General features: G+C 43.5%; 12 protein-coding genes. 6 read left to right on the forward strand and 6 right to left on the reverse strand.

Annotated features, from left to right (window positions below; genetic code table 11):
- Positions 1–27 precede the first annotated feature (27 nt).
- From ACQFX9_RS12405 to fabI, 4 genes are all read right to left on the reverse strand, one after another.
- Entirely contained in the window at positions 28–1,011 is a 984-nt protein-coding gene (locus ACQFX9_RS12405; protein ID WP_427162286.1) for an ABC transporter ATP-binding protein, read from the reverse strand.
- Between the two features lie 223 nt (positions 1,012–1,234).
- Entirely contained in the window at positions 1,235–2,131 is an 897-nt protein-coding gene (locus ACQFX9_RS12410; RefSeq protein WP_427162287.1) for a bile acid:sodium symporter family protein, read from the reverse strand.
- Between the two features lie 207 nt (positions 2,132–2,338).
- A complete protein-coding gene (gene hisB / locus ACQFX9_RS12415; RefSeq protein WP_103138617.1) occupies positions 2,339–2,968 on the reverse strand; it encodes an imidazoleglycerol-phosphate dehydratase HisB in 630 nt (209 codons plus the stop codon).
- A 162-nt stretch (positions 2,969–3,130) separates the two neighbouring features.
- Positions 3,131–3,907: an enoyl-ACP reductase FabI gene (gene fabI / locus ACQFX9_RS12420; RefSeq protein ID WP_427162288.1), complete on the reverse strand. Its 777-nt coding sequence runs from the start codon at positions 3,905–3,907 to the stop codon at positions 3,131–3,133.
- Between the two features lie 487 nt (positions 3,908–4,394).
- On the opposite strand from fabI, the gene ntcA reads away from it, so the two are divergent.
- From ntcA to ACQFX9_RS12435, 3 genes are all read left to right on the forward strand, one after another.
- The gene (gene ntcA, locus ACQFX9_RS12425; RefSeq protein ID WP_017321409.1) at positions 4,395–5,066 is read left to right on the forward strand and encodes a global nitrogen regulator NtcA; all 672 of its coding nucleotides are present in this window, start codon (positions 4,395–4,397) and stop codon (positions 5,064–5,066) included.
- 413 nt (positions 5,067–5,479) lie between these two features.
- Positions 5,480–6,892: a DUF3084 domain-containing protein gene (locus ACQFX9_RS12430; RefSeq protein WP_427162289.1), complete on the forward strand. Its 1,413-nt coding sequence runs from the start codon at positions 5,480–5,482 to the stop codon at positions 6,890–6,892.
- Between the two features lie 51 nt (positions 6,893–6,943).
- Positions 6,944–7,378: a pre-16S rRNA-processing nuclease YqgF gene (locus ACQFX9_RS12435; RefSeq protein WP_427162290.1), complete on the forward strand. Its 435-nt coding sequence runs from the start codon at positions 6,944–6,946 to the stop codon at positions 7,376–7,378.
- A 155-nt stretch (positions 7,379–7,533) separates the two neighbouring features.
- Here ACQFX9_RS12435 and ACQFX9_RS12440 read toward each other — a convergent pair whose 3' ends face one another.
- Both ACQFX9_RS12440 and ACQFX9_RS12445 read right to left on the reverse strand, forming a co-directional pair.
- Complete coding sequence (locus ACQFX9_RS12440; RefSeq protein WP_103138613.1) at positions 7,534–7,797, reverse strand: DUF3146 family protein; 264 nt, start codon at positions 7,795–7,797, stop codon at positions 7,534–7,536.
- Positions 7,798–8,011: 214 nt separating this feature from the next.
- Positions 8,012–10,168, reverse strand: coding sequence for a polyribonucleotide nucleotidyltransferase (locus ACQFX9_RS12445; RefSeq protein ID WP_427162291.1), 2,157 nt, complete (start codon positions 10,166–10,168; stop codon positions 8,012–8,014).
- Between the two features lie 475 nt (positions 10,169–10,643).
- Between ACQFX9_RS12445 and ACQFX9_RS12450 the strand changes: the two genes are divergently transcribed.
- From ACQFX9_RS12450 to ACQFX9_RS12460, 3 genes are all read left to right on the forward strand, one after another.
- Positions 10,644–13,859: a DEAD/DEAH box helicase gene (locus tag ACQFX9_RS12450; protein ID WP_427162292.1), complete on the forward strand. Its 3,216-nt coding sequence runs from the start codon at positions 10,644–10,646 to the stop codon at positions 13,857–13,859.
- Between the two features lie 108 nt (positions 13,860–13,967).
- The gene (locus ACQFX9_RS12455; RefSeq protein ID WP_427162293.1) at positions 13,968–14,999 is read left to right on the forward strand and encodes a caspase family protein; all 1,032 of its coding nucleotides are present in this window, start codon (positions 13,968–13,970) and stop codon (positions 14,997–14,999) included.
- Between the two features lie 19 nt (positions 15,000–15,018).
- Entirely contained in the window at positions 15,019–17,184 is a 2,166-nt protein-coding gene (locus ACQFX9_RS12460) for a tetratricopeptide repeat protein (protein WP_427162294.1), read from the forward strand.
- Positions 17,185–17,207: the final 23 nt, after the last annotated feature.

Here is a 17,207-nt window from a genome sequence, read left to right on the forward strand (position 1 = left end):
GATAAATTTTTCCCTGTTGTTTATTTTCTATTCCCTGTTCCCTGATTTTTGACTAATTTGTTGTATAAAAAACTCTTCTAAAGATTGGCGAGATAAATTAAGTGTAATAATCTTGCCATCCATCAAGCGCAAACTAGAGAGAAAATCATAGTAATCACCTTGTAAGACACCATGCCAAGAACCGTCAGGTTCAAAAACTATACTAGGTAGCCATTTTTTGAGAATTGCCCAATCGCCACCCTCACCTTTGACATGATATGTTTCATCTTGGCCTAATAGTTCCCCTAGAGAACCTACACAGACTAATTCACCTTGGGACAAAATAGCGATGCGATCGCAAATCTGTTCCACTTCACTCAAAATATGACTATTAAAGAATATCGTCTTACCGGCAGCTTTGAGCGACAAAATAATTTCCCGCATCCGGTAACGTCCTAAAGGATCTAGTCCTGACATTGGCTCATCTAGAAAGATTAATTCTGGGTCATTAATCAAAGCCTGCGCCATCCCCACCCGTTGTAACATTCCTTTCGAGTAGCGACGCATCTGTTTTTTGCGTGCATCAGTTTGAGATAAACCCACTAAATCCAGTAGTTCGGGAATGCGTTGACGTTGCACACTCGCAGGGATCTCAAATAAACCGGCGGCTAACTCTAAAAACTCCCAGCCTGTAAGATACTCATACAAATAAGGGTTTTCACTTAAATAGCCGATGTGTTGTTTAACTTGGCGATCGCCTAAAGGTTGACCCAACAGTAAACCTCTACCAGCACTAGGGCGGATAATTCCTAGTAGCAATTTTAACAGAGTAGTTTTCCCTGCTCCATTCGGCCCCAGTAAACCAAAAGTTTCACCCTGATAAACCGTCAAAGAACAGCCTTTGAGGGAGACAACCTGTTGATTCATCCAAAAGCCTGTACGATATACCTTTCTTAAACCGGAAGTGATAACTACTGGCGGAACATCTTCAGTAGTCAATTGAGCATCAGCAGTGTCTTTAACAGATTTCATCTCAGTTGAATTAACACAGCGTTGGTAACAAGTTACTCAATAGGATAACTGCGATCGGCTCCAAGTGGTTAATAGTCAATAGTCAATGGTCAATAGTCAATAGTCAATAGTCAATAGTCAATAGTCAATAGTCAATAGTCATTACTCATTACTCATTAGTATTTTTCCTCTGTTCCCCAATCCCCAATCCCCAATCCCCAATCCCCAGTCCCCAGTCCCCAATCTAAACCTTACTCTCTATGGGTTTTTGCACTGGGGCGATCGCAGCTAGTTTTCTGCCATAACCAATTGCCATAAACCCTGTAATGTTCATGAATAAACTGTAAACTGCTGCTGGGACTGCCATGTCGGGATTTTTGAGTAGTCCGGCGGTAATTGCTAGGGCAAGTGTCCCATTTTGCAGGCCGACTTCAATCGCAATGCAGATTTGTTGGGCAGGATTTAATTTTGAGAGTTTACTAGTATAAAATCCTGCTGCCATTGCAAGGGTATTTAAGAGAACAACGCCGACTCCAACTTGCACAATGAAGCCAGGGAGACGATTCCACTCGCGAATTACCAACAAGAGAATAATTGTTGCCAGTAAGGCGATCGCTAATTTACTGGTGACTTTTTCTAGACGACGGGCAACGTCTGGGAATATTTGTTTTAAAGTCATCCCCAAGACTACGGGTAAAATTGTCACCAGGAAAATTTGCGTGATGGTTGAGACAATGGGAAGCGCGATCGCGGCTGTTTGTCCCATGAAGTGCTGTAAGGCTAGGTTAGCCAAAACGGGAATTGTAAATACTGTAATCACACTGCTAGCCGCAGTCAGTGTCACGGAAAGAGCAACATCACCCTTAGCCAAATATGTAATAACGTTTGAGGAGGGGCCGCCAGGACATATTGCGACGATAATTAGTCCGACTGCGATCGCAGGTTCCATAGGGATCACTTTCGCAATCACAAAGCCAATCGCAGGTAAGAACACTAACTGACTAATTAAGCCAACTGACACAGCCTTGGGATATTTCCTGATCCGTTGAAAATCTTCCGGTACAAGAGATAAACCCATTCCCAACATCATGATAGCCAAGGCTATAGGTAAGATAACCGCAGTAAAAACGTTTGCTTCCATAGTTAATTATTGATGAATGGATTTAAAAAATTTTGGATTTTGGATTAAAGTTTTCAACTAAGGAATAATTGAAAATTACTTTAGTCAAAGCTAAAGTTTTAGGTTCAATTTATAAATAAAACATATAGGGGTGCAAAAATTTACACCCCAAAATTTGATTTTCTCTATTTAATTGATTCACATCATCAGAAACCTGATGAATCAGCCTCACAGCACACCCTTAGAACTAGGAATAGTCCCAGCACGACGGGGATCAACTTCCACAGCGATGCGTACTGCTCTAGCAAAGGCTTTAAATGTCGCTTCAATGATGTGATGGGAATTAATACCATCTAACTGACGAATGTGCAGCGTCATTTGACTGTGGTTGACTAATGCCACAAAAAATTCTCGCACCAATTGGGTGTCGTAAGTCCCCACCCGTTCGGTAGGAATGGTTAAACCATAGCTGAGGTGGGGACGACCAGAAAAATCTAGTGCTACTTGGACTAACGCCTCATCTAAAGGAGCTAAAAAATTACCAAAGCGGACAATACCTTTTCTATCACCCAAAGCTTTATGTAAAGCCTGACCCAAGGTAATACCCACATCTTCGTTAGTGTGGTGGTCATCAATTTCCCAGTCTCCTGTAGCTTTCACCTCCAAATCAATTAAGCCGTGGGAAGCAATCTGATGCAGCATATGATCCAAAAACGGAACACCCGTTTCGACTTTGCAAATACCACTACCATCTAAGTTGATGCTCACTTGTACATCAGTTTCACCAGTGGTGCGATGTACGGAAGCAATGCGAGGGACTGAAGAGAAATTAACTTGGGGATAATCGCTGATTTGCATAGAGATTAGGGACTGGGGATTGGGGATTGGGGATTGGGGATTGGGAATGGAAAAAATAAAAGTTAAAACACAGTTATCAGGTATCAATCACTTGATCAACGTTAACTGTTAAAAGATTCTTTTATTTTCTTTTTCCTTTCGCCTTTTTACTTTTGACTTTTTTTACATTCCCATGATTTCATATCCTGAATCAACGTAAATCACTTGTCCGGTGATCCCACTAGACAAGTCACTAGCTAAGAAAGCTGCTGTGTTACCGACTTCTGTTTGGGTAACGGTACGACGTAAGGGAGCAACTGCTTCTACATGGTGAATCATATCTAAAATTCCGCCCACAGCACTAGAGGCTAAAGTGCGAATAGGCCCGGCGGAAATGGCATTCACGCGAATATTTTGGGGGCCGAGTTCTGATGCTAAATACCGTACACTAGCTTCCAATCCAGCCTTAGCCACGCCCATAACGTTGTAATTGGGAACTGCTCTCACACCACCCAAATAGGTCAGAGTAATAATACTTCCTCCTTCCGTCATTAATGGTTTAGCTGCGCCGCTTAACTGTACTAGTGAATAGGTACTAATTTCTAAAGCCGTAGCGAAGCCAGTACGAGAAGTTTGACTAAAATCTCCGGTTAAATCATCTTTGTTAGCAAAAGCTAAACAATGAATCAAAATATCTAGTCTGCCCCACTGATCGCGAATGGTATCAAAGGTAGATTGAATCTGTTCCTCATTTTGGACATTACAGGGAAGGAATAAGCTGGGGTTGAGAGGTTCTACTAGTTCAGCAACTTTCTTCTCCATTTTGCCCTTGTCATCCGGTAGATAGGTAATGCCAAGATTTGCACCTGCGGCGTGTAGTTGTTGGGCAATTCCCCAAGCAATGGAGCGATTATTGGCAATACCTGTAACCAGAGCATTTTTTCCATTCAGATTCAGCATAGAAACCTTGGATGTGATCGGTTGATGAAATTAGGGATTGGGGACTGGGGACTGGGGACTAGGGATTGGGGACTGGGTATGATTTTTGATGATCCTTATTTCCCTTAACTTTCCGTCTCCTGTCTTCATGAGCATACTAGAATCTGGGGCTTGTTGGTCTTGTTTTTATACAGGATGGGCAAAAATGATGATTAGGAATGATGATTTTGAGGTTTAAAATACATATTATTCCTTAAGATATTTTCAAGATTACTTAAGTTTTTAGTTGAAAAACCTGATAGTTCTATTAAGCAGAAGTATCTATCAAGAATTGCTAGCTAAAAAATGCAAAAATTAGGTATCATTATAAACAAATAGCTATGAAGTTATGGGTTGGAGTATAGGAAAGTACAGTTGGGTTAACGGTGCTTTATTGAATTTTCAGGTGTATTCTTAGGTAATTAGTTTTTACTTTTTTGTTATTCCGGCATTGGGTAGGGGAAGGGAGATGATCGTGACACAAGATAAGGCCCTAGCAAATGTTTTTCGTCAAATGGCAACTGGAGCTTTTCCGCCAGTTGTCGAAACGTTTGAACGCAATAAAACGATCTTTTTTCCTGGAGATCCTGCCGAGCGAGTCTATTTCCTTTTGAAAGGCGCAGTGAAGCTTTCCAGGGTGTATGAGGCAGGAGAAGAAATTACAGTTGCACTACTGCGGGAAAATAGCGTTTTTGGAGTGCTGTCTTTATTGACAGGGAATAAATCTGATCGGTTTTACCATGCGGTGGCATTTACTCCTGTAGAATTGCTCTCTGCACCCATTGAACAAGTAGAGCAAGCACTCAAAGAGAATCCAGAATTATCAATGTTAATGCTGCGGGGTTTATCTTCGCGAATTTTGCAAACAGAAATGATGATTGAAACCTTAGCTCACCGAGATATGGGTTCAAGGTTGATTAGTTTTCTGTTAATTCTGTGTCGCGATTTCGGGATTCCTTGCGCTGATGGCATCACGATTGATTTAAAACTATCTCACCAAGCGATCGCAGAAGCCATTGGTTCAACTCGCGTCACCGTGACTAGATTACTAGGGGATCTACGTGAGAAAAAGATGATTTCCATTCACAAAAAGAAGATTACTGTGCATAAACCCGTGACTCTCAGCCGACAGTTCACATAACATGAAGAAGCAGGGGAGCAGGGAGCAGGGGAGAAAAACCACCCACAAGGGGTGTTAGCGAAGCGGAACGAAGTTCGTTTTGTACCTTTCCCCCTGCCCCCTGCCTCTTATCAAGGGGATTGGGGGGGAGATAGTCTTGTGCTATATTGCTCTATATCACACCTGTAGTTGGCAGTGAATCTCAGATATTGAGCAACTTTAGCCATTGCCGACTTCCCCATCCTCCACACACCAATGACCGCATTCCTATGGGTTGTACAGCCCACAAATTTATGCTGAAGGAAAATAATTAGACAATCTCAACAGTCTGTGAATACTGCTGGAGATAGATGATTAATCGTGAGAGTTTCATAGTTATGGGGAGTGTCAATGAAAGAAGTGGGCTGTATCTGGAAACATTTCGGTAGCTGAAGATGACCACCGGGTACATCCTGATTGCAGCAATTTTAATTTTGGGAGGCGTAATTGCCACCGTTGGCGATCGCATCGGCACCAGGGTTGGCAAAGCACGCCTCTCTCTATTTAAGCTGCGTCCCAAAAACACGGCTGTACTAGTAACGATTTTCAGTGGTGTGTTGACAGCAGCCACTACTCTCGCCATTCTATTTTTAGTTGATGATGGTTTGCGAAAGGGAGTTTTTGAGCTAGAAGATATCCTCAAAGACCTCAGACAGAAACGAGAACAACTTAAAGTCACAGAAGAACAGAAAACTCAAGCAGAAGTACAACGCAACCAAGCCAATCAAGCATTAGACATTACCAAAAAAGAGAAATTAACAGCGCAGCAAGACTTGGCGCAAACCCAAACAAAACTCCAGCGCACCCAAAACGAACTCAAAAGCCTGTACTCCCAAAGAAAAGGGTTACAAACAGTCGTCACTCAACTAGAGACAGAACGCAGACGCTTAATTGCTCAAATCGCTGAACGTCAAACAGCCATAGAAGAACGCGATCGCGAATTGAGTAACCGCAAACAAGCCATAGAAGAACGCGATCGCGAACTGAACAATCGTCTACAGGCTATTAAACAACGCGATATCAAAATTGATCAACTAGATAAACTCATCCAAAAACGCAACTTAGAAATTGCCCAAAGAGAACAAGTAATTGCTAAACGTGAATCTTTACTCAAAGAATTAGAAAAACAACAGGATTATCTAGAGCAAGAAGTGGCGAGATTGGAGAAGTATTACCAGTCATATCGCGACTTGCGCTTGGGTAAATTAGCCTTAGTGCGGGGTCAAGTGCTGGCGGCGGCGGTAGTGCGTATCAGTCGAGAAGTCACACCCCAGCAATTAGTTTCGCAACTACTCCAAGAAGCCAACCGCAATGCTAGCATCGAACTAGCCGAACCTGGAACTCCCGCCAATACACAATTATTGCGTGTGACTCCCGACAGGATAGAACCACTGATCAAGCAAATTAGTGATGGACGAGAATATGTAGTCAGAATTTTCTCTGCTGGTAATTATGTCAGGGGAGAAAAGCAAATAGAATTTTTCGCTGATGCCGCTAGAAATGTTTTAGTATTTTCTGAAGGTGAGGTACTGGCGACAACCACAGCCGACCTGAAAAACATGACCTCCTATGAGTTAAGGCAAAGATTAGATTTATTAATTTCAGCATCCCAATTTCGTGCCAGGAATGCGGGTATTGTCGAAAGCGTACAAATCGATGGGACTTTTATCCGTTTTGTTTCTCTATTACGACAATTAGAACAACCAATAGAAATTAAAGCCGTAGCAGCAGAAAATACTTATACATCCGGGCCATTAAGAGTAAAATTAGTAGCAATTCAAAATGGCAAAGTGGTTTTAAGCACTTAAAAGGGGATTGGGGACTGGGTATTAGGGACTGGGGACTGGGGAATAAAGTTTATGTTTTCTAATGAGTTTTCGCCAACACAACCAGTAATTTTAGGTTTTGACCCTGGTAAAGATAAATGTGGTGTAGCCATCATGGGATTAGATCGGCAACTACATTATCATCAGGTCGTACCCTCCCCAGAAGCGATCGCTACTATTAATATACTCAGACAAAGATTCCCTGTTTCCTTATTGGTCATGGGCAATCAAACCACAGCCAAACGCTGGAAACAGCAGCTACAACAAGAATTAGTCGAAGCTGTCAATATTGTTTTGGTGGATGAGCGTTATTCTACCTTAGAAGCACGCGATCGCTATTGGCAGATGTACCCACCCCAAGGACTCACAAAACTGATCCCACAAGGAATGCGCCAACCACCACGCCCCATAGACGACATAGTTGCAATTCTGTTAATCGAAAGATATTTAAGCCGACTTACGGAATAGAAAGGTAAAAGGTAAAAGGTAAAAGGCAAAAGGTAAAAAGAAAAATGCTTATTTGCTTAAGTTTTAGCTAAATGAACCAAAAAACATACGCCTATCTGTTCCCAATCCCCAGTCCCCAATCCCCAATCCCCAGTCCCCGATCCCCAATCCCCTCCTCACAATTGCGCGCGAATAGTAAACGCGTAATCTCCTCCTGGTTCTAGTTGATAATCTTGCTGTTCCAAAAATCGTCCTAGAGGTTCTTTGATTAAAGCACGACCCTGGGAAGGTTTAACGGAAAGTTCTCCCAGACGAAAATTCCATTGAAAATGCCACTCAAAATCACCTGCACTCACTTCACCTTCTAGGAAGCCGTGTTGCCAGGATTGGCGAGTGATTTTGACGTGGGCGGTAGTTTCGGGCAAACGTTTAGCACTCACAATGCTTGGTGTTAAGTATGGAACAAAAGCTAACCATTGCAGCTATCTTTTATTTACCAAACTTCGTCGCGATCGACAAACTCACAATCTGAGGATTTTGGTGAGAATGTGGCCTGATTTAGTCGCTGTATTTCAAGGTAATCAAAAACTTGGCGGCGATGCCTACCGAAAAGGCATCGCGGATTTTAGATATTATCTAAAATCCCCATCGATTTTAACGGTTTACTGCCGCAGCTTCCCGTGCTGCTGCTGCCTGGTCTGGGTGAATACCCAAGCGTGTGAGGTTAATCCTTCCTTTATTGTCAATTTCGCGCACTTTGACAATGACTTCATCGCCTACGGCTACCTCATCCTCTACCTTGCCTACACGATAATCAGCAAGTTGAGAAATATGGATCATTCCTTCCTTGCCAGGGAGGAATTCCACAAAAGCACCAATTGGTATAATCCGTGTCACACGTCCAGCATAAACATCGCCCTCATTCAATTTGCGAGTCATGCCTTGAACGATATTACGCGCCCGTTTAGCCTTATTTTCATCTACCGCAGAAATGGTAACTGTACCATCATCTTCGATGTCGATTTTAGCACCAGTCTCTTCAGTAATTCCCTTGATGGTTTTACCACCAGGCCCAATGACTAGACCAATCATGTCTGGATCAATCTTGATAGTCAACAGACGCGGCGCATAGGGTGAGGTTTCGCTGCGTGGTGTTTCTATGGTTTGCAGCATTTTTTCGAGAATGTGCAACCTAGCAGCTTTGGCTTGGTGAATAGCTTGGGCGATGACATCTAAAGATAAACCAGAGATTTTCATGTCCATTTGTAAGGCTGTAATCCCTGTATCTGTGCCGGCGACTTTAAAGTCCATATCACCCAAAAAGTCTTCAATGCCTTGAATATCGGTGAGGACTCGGACTTCATCGCCTTCTTTAATCAGACCCATCGCTGCACCGCTAACGGGTTTAATAATGGGTACACCTGCATCCATTAACGCTAGGGTAGAACCGCACACAGAACCCATTGAGGTAGAACCGTTAGAAGAAAGCACTTCCGACACTACGCGAATAACGTAGGGGAATTGTTCTTTGGGCGGTAATATTGGTAAAATTGCCCGTTCAGCTAATGCACCGTGACCAATTTCGCGTCTACCAGGGGCGCGTAATGGTTTGGTTTCCCCGACGGAGAAGGGGGGGAAATTATAGTGGTGTAGGTAGCGTTTAGATTGGTCGGTTTGGAGGTCGTCGTTAAGGTTTTGGGCATCGCCAGGAGTACCAAGGGTACAGGCGGATAGTACCTGGGTGAGTCCGCGATTAAATAAGCCGCTACCGTGGACGCGCTTGGGTAGGACATCAACTTGGCAGGAAACAGGACGAACTTCATCCAGTTTGCGACCATCCACACGCACGTTATCTTCAACGATTTGACGGCGCATGAAGTATTTAGTAATGTCTTTGAAAGTGTTACCCAAAGCTTTGCTATCAGCATGAGCAGCAACGCGGATGGGATCTTCTTCTGGTAGTTCAGCGATCGCTGTGGCAATATTTTCTTTAACGGCATCTAACGCGTTATCGCGTTCGGTTTTGCCTAAATCAAACTGAGCCAAAATTTTCTTAATTTCATCGCTGGCGCGATCGCGAATATAATTTGCCAAGGTTTGGTCTACCTCTGGTGGTGCTTCCTGCACAAATTCCAAACCGAGTTCCGCTACTAAATCTTGTTGCGCCTTAATTAAATCGCGCACGGCTTCGTAGCCAAAATCAATCGCTTCAATAATATCTCGCTCTGGCAGTTGATTCGCGCCTGCTTCCACCATGATCACACCATGTGGTGAACCAGCTACGATCAAATCCAAATCTCCCGCTTCGATTTCTGCATAGGTGGGGTTAATGATAAAATCATCACCTACCAAACCTACCCGTACTGCTGCCATCGGCCCATTGAAGGGAATTTTCGCAATCAAAGTGGCAATAGAAGCACCTGTCACGGCTAATACATCTGGTGGTACTAGTTCATCCATTGACATGGTGAACGCCACAACTTGCAAGTCATCCCGCAACCATGAAGGGAACAAAGGACGCAAGGGACGGTCAATCAAACGGCTGGTCAGAATGGCTTTTTCTGGTGGACGACCTTCCCGGCGCATGATCCCACCAGGAATTCTCCCAGCTGCATATAGTCTTTCTTCGTAATCTACTGTCAGGGGAAGGAAATCAATGCCCTCTCTGGCTGCTGATCGCGTAGCTGTTACCAAAACAGCTGTATCCCCTGATTCTATCAACACAGACCCACCGGCTTGCGGTGCTAGTAAGCCTACCTTCAGTCGAATATCCCTTCCATCGAAGGATATTGACTTCTCAAATTCTGCCATTCAGCTTTTTTTCCTTCTCTTTCTTTATTCTCTCTCTGTGGCAATCCTAACATTTATGCCCTCTGGCTGGCTTCTATTACATAACAAATAGCAACAAGTTGTCTAAAGCCAGGCCCAACACCTCTTGAGTGCTGTTAGCGGTAGCAGGGCGTTGAGCCAATTTTAGGTACTGAGTAAAAATAACTAGTACAGTACCACAAGAATAGAGCTATTATTTGGGATAGACAATAACTTTACTAATGTTGTGTGGCTGGAATTGAAGAAGCAGGGAATATTATCTTAACAATAATTTGTATTTTTACAGTATATATTACTGATTTCTTATATTAATTAAATATAGAGTTTAAACAATGATTAATAATATTAATTTTTTACTCAAAATAAATATATTAGTTTGGTAATAATGGCAATTCTTGAGAAAAACACCAAAAATCTTTCATAAATTTAATAATATTAAGGTCTGAGTAATTAAAAAATGGCGATTTTACATGGTAGTTGGTTATTAAAAGATCAGGAAAATTGTTTATTTATTTGGGGTGAAACTTGGCGATCGCCGCGAGTAAATGTAAATTTTAGTGAATTACCACTCCATCCTTTAGCGATGACAGCAGCAGAGTTAAGCGAGTGGTTGATTGCTGAAAAGTTCCCAATTGCAGACTTTAACACTCAAACAGCACAGAAATCAGGTACTAAAGCTGCAACTGCTAAAAAAATCAATTTACCAAGCCATTCTCAAATCATTAATCTCCCGACGCAGATTTTAGAAATCACCCAGGAGGAAACAGCATTAATTGCGCCTGTACACTCGGCGGCTGTAGAATCAACACCTGATACCAAACCATACTTGCAACCTTGGTTAGTCGAAGGTTTTTGTCTTTCACCTCTAACCGCAACTAACTTTCTCACCTCTTTACCTTTAAATATCGTCAATGGAGAAGATACATTTTTAGGTGGAGATTTACGTTTTTGGTCACAAATTGCCCGTTGGAGTTTAGATTTAATTTCCCGTTCTAAGTTTTTACCCATTATCCAACGACCAGTTAATGGGAATTTTACTGCTCAATGGCAAGTGCTTTTAGATAGTGCCATAGATGGAACGCGATTAGAAAAGTTTGCGGCAAAAATGCCGTTAGTTTGTCGGATTTATCGGGGACTGGGGACTGGGGGAGAAATTAGTCAGTCACCAATGTATGTGGACTTTCCTTGTCAACCACAGGAATTAATTTTATCGTTTCTCAACAGTGTAATTGATGCTCAAGTGCGAGAAATGATAGGAAATCAAACGCTACTTGAACCCAGGGTGATGGCGGCTTTACCATTACCTGTGCGTCAATGGTTGCAGGCTTTAACGGCTGCATCTGGTGCAGTCAATGCAGATGTAATTGGGGTAGAACGGCTAGAAGCAGCCTTAAAAGCTTGGACGATGCCGCTACAATATCAATTAGCCACTAAAAATCAATTTCGTGCTTGTTTTCAGTTGCTTGCGCCTGATGAGGGAAAAACTGATTGGACATTGGCGTATTTTTTGCAAGCAGCTGATAATCCAGAATATTTAGTAGATGCTGCGACAATTTGGCAACATCCCGTTGAGCAATTAGTTTATCAAAATCGTACCATTGACCAACCCCAGGAAGCGTTATTACGGGGTTTAGGGTTAGCTTCTCGATTGTATCCCGCGATCGCACCCAGTTTAGAAACAGAATCACCCCAATTTTGTCACCTCACCCCCATCCAAGCCTATGAATTTATCAAAGCCGTGGCTTGGCGATTTGAAGATAGTGGTTTGGGTGTGATTTTACCGCCAAGTTTAGCCAACCGCGAAGGCTGGGCGAACCGCTTGGGGTTAAAAATTTCCGCCGAAACTTCCAAGAAAAAACAGGGAAGACTAGGATTACAAAGTTTATTAAATTTTCAGTGGCAATTAGCGATCGGTGGACAGACAATTTCTAAAGCCGAATTTGATCGCTTAGTGGCGTTAAATAGTCCCTTAGTAGAAATTAACGGCGAATGGGTGGAATTGCGTCCCCAAGATATTAAAACAGCGCAAAATTTCTTTGCATCTCGAAAAGAACAAATGTCTTTATCTTTGGAAGATGCTTTACGTTTGAGTACGGGAGATACGCAAGTAATTGAAAAGTTACCAGTCGTTAGCTTTGAAGCATCTGGGGCTTTACAAGAATTAATTGGCGCGCTGACTAATAATCAAGCAGTTGCACCTTTACCCACACCAAAAGACTTCCAAGGACAGTTACGGCCTTATCAAGAAAGAGGCGCAGCTTGGTTAGCTTTTCTAGAACGTTGGGGTTTAGGTGCGTGTCTTGCAGACGACATGGGACTCGGTAAAACTGTTGAGTTCATAGCATTTCTTTTATACCTAAAAGAACAAGATATATTAGAAAAGCCCACATTACTTGTTTGTCCGACTTCTGTGTTAGGAAACTGGGAAAGGGAGGTGAAAAAATTTGCCCCAACTCTGAAAGTTATGCAATATCACGGTGATAAACGTCCCAAAGATAAGACATTTCAAGAAGCAGTCAAGAAGCATGATTTAGTGATTACTAGTTATTCATTAATTCACCGTGATTTAAAATCTTTACAGACAGTTGATTGGCAAATAATTGTGCTGGATGAAGCCCAAAATGTGAAAAATGCTGAAGCCAAACAATCCCAAGCAGTCAGACAACTAGAATCAACATTTCGTATTGCTTTAACGGGTACGCCCGTAGAAAATAGACTACAAGAATTATGGTCAATTTTAGATTTTCTCAACCCCGGATATTTAGGTAACAAGCAATTCTTTCAACGCCGCTTTGCTATGCCGATTGAAAAATACGGTGATGCAGCATCTTTAAATCAATTGCGTGCTTTGGTGCAGCCTTTTATTTTACGTCGGCTCAAAACAGACCGTGAAATTATTCAAGACTTGCCAGAAAAACAAGAAATGACAGTTTTTTGTGGTTTATCTCCAGAACAAGCCGCACTGTATCAAAAAGTAGTAGAAACATCATTAGCTGAAATTGAATCAGCCGAGGGATTGCAACGTCGGGGCATGATTTTAGCTTTATTAATTAAGCTCAAACAAATCTGCAATCATCCAGCCCAGTATTTAAAAGAAGCGGACTTAGCACAACACAATTCAGCCAAATTGCAACGGCTAGAAGAGATGTTAGAAGAGGCGTTAGAAGAAGGCGATCGCGCCCTCATTTTCACCCAATTTGCCGAATGGGGTAAACTCCTCAAACCCCACTTAGAAAAGCATCTTGGACGCGAAATCTTCTTTTTATATGGGAGTACCACCAAAAAGCAACGGGAAGAAATGATTGACCGTTTCCAACACGATCCCCAAGGGCCGCCAATCATGATTTTATCCCTCAAAGCTGGCGGTGTCGGCTTAAATTTAACTAGAGCCAATCATGTATTCCACTTTGATAGATGGTGGAATCCAGCCGTAGAAAATCAAGCCACAGACCGAGTATTTCGCATTGGTCAAACCCGTAATGTACAAGTACATAAGTTCGTTTGCACCGGCACATTAGAAGAAAAAATTCATGACATGATTGAAAGCAAAAAACAACTAGCAGAACAAGTAGTAGGTGCAGGCGAAGAATGGTTAACAGAACTAGACACAGACCAACTACGGAACTTATTAATATTAGACCGTAACGCAGTCATCGAAGAAGAGACAGAATAAAGAACAAAAATCATCGCCTCCTCTCTCCGCGCCCCTCCGCGTTTACCTTTGCGCCCCTTTGCGTTCAAAATATGCAATATTAGGGGAAAAACATCATACCCCTGTGCTATGCCATCAAACCACTTTGCTCACGGTTACGCCTTGTTAATTGGAGTTGGTAAAACAGCCGATTCTAGAGTGAGCCAATTGCCTGCAACAATTAAAGATGTACAAGCTTTAAAAAACGTGTTAATCGACCCAAACTATTGTGCTTACTTAGACGATGCAGAACATATTCGTTTATTGCAGAATGAGCAGACAACACGCACGGCAATTTTAGATGAATTAACGTGGCTACAAGAAAAAGCTGCTAGTGATCAAGACGCAACAATAGTAATTTATTACTCTGGGCATGGTTATTTAGACTTATCAACTCAGTCTTATTATTTGGTGCAATATGACATTAATTGCGATGACATTCCTAACACCGCGCTATCTGCCGAAGCATTAACTCAAGCCCTGCGGCAAATTCCAGCAAAACGGTTGTGGGTAGTCATTGACAGTTGTCATGCAGAAGGGATGGCTACATCCAAAGGAGGAGAATTACCTGCTGACTTTATCCCCACAGCCTTACCCAAGGGCGTAGTCGAAGCACTCAAGCAAGGTGAAGGCAGGGCAGTATTTACTTCCTCCAGGGGAAATCAAAGTTCTTACATACGTCCTGATGGCAGTATGAGCATTTACACTTATCATCTCATTGAGGCGTTAAAGGGAGCAGCGAATCAAGCAGGGGATGCCAAAGTTATGCTTTCCAACTTGATTAACCACTTAGGTAAAACCGTACGAGAGAGTGCCAGAAACTTATGTAAAAGAGAACAAACCCCGTTTTTTGATACAGCAATGGAAGATTTCCCCATAGCCATGTTGTGCGGAGGAAAGGGACTAGGGAAATTTACCACAACCCCAGACTTGCCTAAAATCATGACAGATGAACAACTGGTAACACCTGCACTAGCAATGGCACGTCGCTCACTACAAATTTTAGAAGAGCAAGCTGCTGGATTTGACAAACTGTCTATACCTGCTCATCTGCGGATTCAACTAGAAGAAAAACGTCAAGAAGTAGCAGAGTTAGAAGCTAGACTGAGAAAAACAGAGTAAGTAATTTCCGCAGGCTGCTATGGAAGAGCGCACAAACTTGGAACAAATGCTTTCTACTGCTCAGATGATATTACAAGTTTTGGAACAGCAGGGGGCAGGCTATACCAACTTGACTATTCCGGCTCACCTCAAGGTGCAACTAGAGGAGAAACGCCAGGAAGTCGCTAGCTTAAAAGCAAGATTAAGCCAATTACAAGGACATCAACCAGCCAATTTACCCGATAATCTACCCCGCTATAATGATGTATTTGTCGGACGCAAACCAGAGATGCAACGTTGCTTAGAAGCACTCTCACCAGAGGAACGGGGCTGGGGTGTGACCATCGATGGGATTGGGGGTATGGGCAAAACAGCATTGGCACTGGAGGTAGCACACCTTGCCCGTCAGCAAGCGATGTTTGACGCTTACCTGTTCGTGTCTGCTAAAACTACCTGGCTGACAGCCGAGGGAGTGCGGGAAGAAACCCTGGCCTTGTCTTCTCTGGATAGCTTTTGTCGAGAATTTGCTAGAGTGTTGGGACAGGCTGAGATTGTCAAAATGACTGATGCAACAGAACGCCGCCGCGCCCTTTTAGATGCCCTGCGAGGACGGCGCACACTGTTGATTTGGGACAACCTGGAAACACTGAACCCAGAAGAACGTGATATGATTGCCGAGTTTGTGCGGAAGTTACCCAACCCCAACAAAGCCATCATCACCAGCCGCCGCCGCACCGGAGAAAGCGCACTCACAATTCGTTTAGACCGACTTTCTGCGGCGGATGCTTTGGAATTAATGAGAGAAAAGGGTAGGAAAAACCCCCGTCTAGGTGAGCAACTAAAGGCTACGACACGACAGACTTTAATTGCTTTGTATGAAGCGGCTGGTGGCAACCCCCTAGCCCTAGATTGGACTTTGGGACAGGTGGCACACAAAGGCTACTCTATTAATCTTGCCCTGGAGCGGTTGCGGAATGCGGCTAAATCCCCTGATCTCTATGGGTTTCTGTTTGCTGATGCTGCCGAAACTCTCACTCCAAATGATCGCAAAGTTCTATCTGCCCTGTCTGTGTTCCTCACACCAGCCAAAACTGAAGTCCTGGCAGATGCTACAGGTTTAGCCAGCACCGAGATTCAAGTTTCTGTGGAGCGGTTAGTCACTTTATCGTTGGTAAATGACTTAGATGGAGAACGGTTTGCTCTGCACCCCCTCACCCGCACTTATGTCAAGGCAAATTTGGAAACAACAGATATCGTAGGGACGCTGCGCTACTGGGTGGACTATGCCCAGAAGTACGGGGGTAGATCAGAAAACTACAAAACATATGACAAGTTAGAAGCCGAATGGCAAAACCTAGAGGGTGTGGCAACAACCCTGCGAGAAATGGCAGGCATCCCTGGTACACTGAAAGACAAACAAGCTGCCCAAATGCTTATCGATTTGGAAAATGCTTTGTATAACTTCCTCTGGTTTCGCGGCTACTGGGATGAGCGGGTACGCTTGGGTGAGTGGCGATATCAGGCAGGAAAGGCACTAGGTCAGTGGAGTGATGCTGGTTGGGGTGCTTATAATGCTGCCTGGATTCACTACAATCGCGCAGAGACAGAACGGGCGGCAAGTTGGGCGGCTCAGATGACAGAGGTTATGGAGCGGGGCGGTAGCCGTCGTGATAAAGCTAATGCCATCCGCCTGCAAGGACTAATTGCAGCTCAACGCCAGGAATGGCTGGAGGCAGAGCGATTTTACCAAGAAGCATTAGCAATTTACCGGGAGTCTGGGGAAGAACAAACTGAGGCGATCTCTGTCAACTCTCTTGGAAATGTTGCGCGATTGCAAAAACACTATGACCGCGCCGAGTCCTACTACAAGGAAGCATTGGCGATCGCGCAAAAGTTAGGTAATAAAGAACTTCAGGCAAGTTTTTCCGGCAACTTGGGACTTCTAGCTCTTGACCGCAACCAACCTACAGAAGCCCGCTCCTGGTACGAACGTCAGTTAGCATTGGCGCAGGAAGTGGGACGGCAAGACTTGGTGGCTCAGGCTCAATCAGGACTGGCACAGGTTCTAGAAAAGGAGGGGCGTTATACAGAGGCACTACCCTTGGCACAGGCTGCCCTAGCAATCCGAGAACGCCTGCGCGATAGTGGTTTGGATTGGACACGCCAATTAGTTGAGCGGTTGCAACGCCAAGCAGGGATGAAATAATTGAACCAATTCGCAATTCGCAA

The organism is Aliinostoc sp. HNIBRCY26 (assembly GCF_050235535.1).
GTDB lineage: Bacteria > Cyanobacteriota > Cyanobacteriia > Cyanobacteriales > Nostocaceae > Trichormus.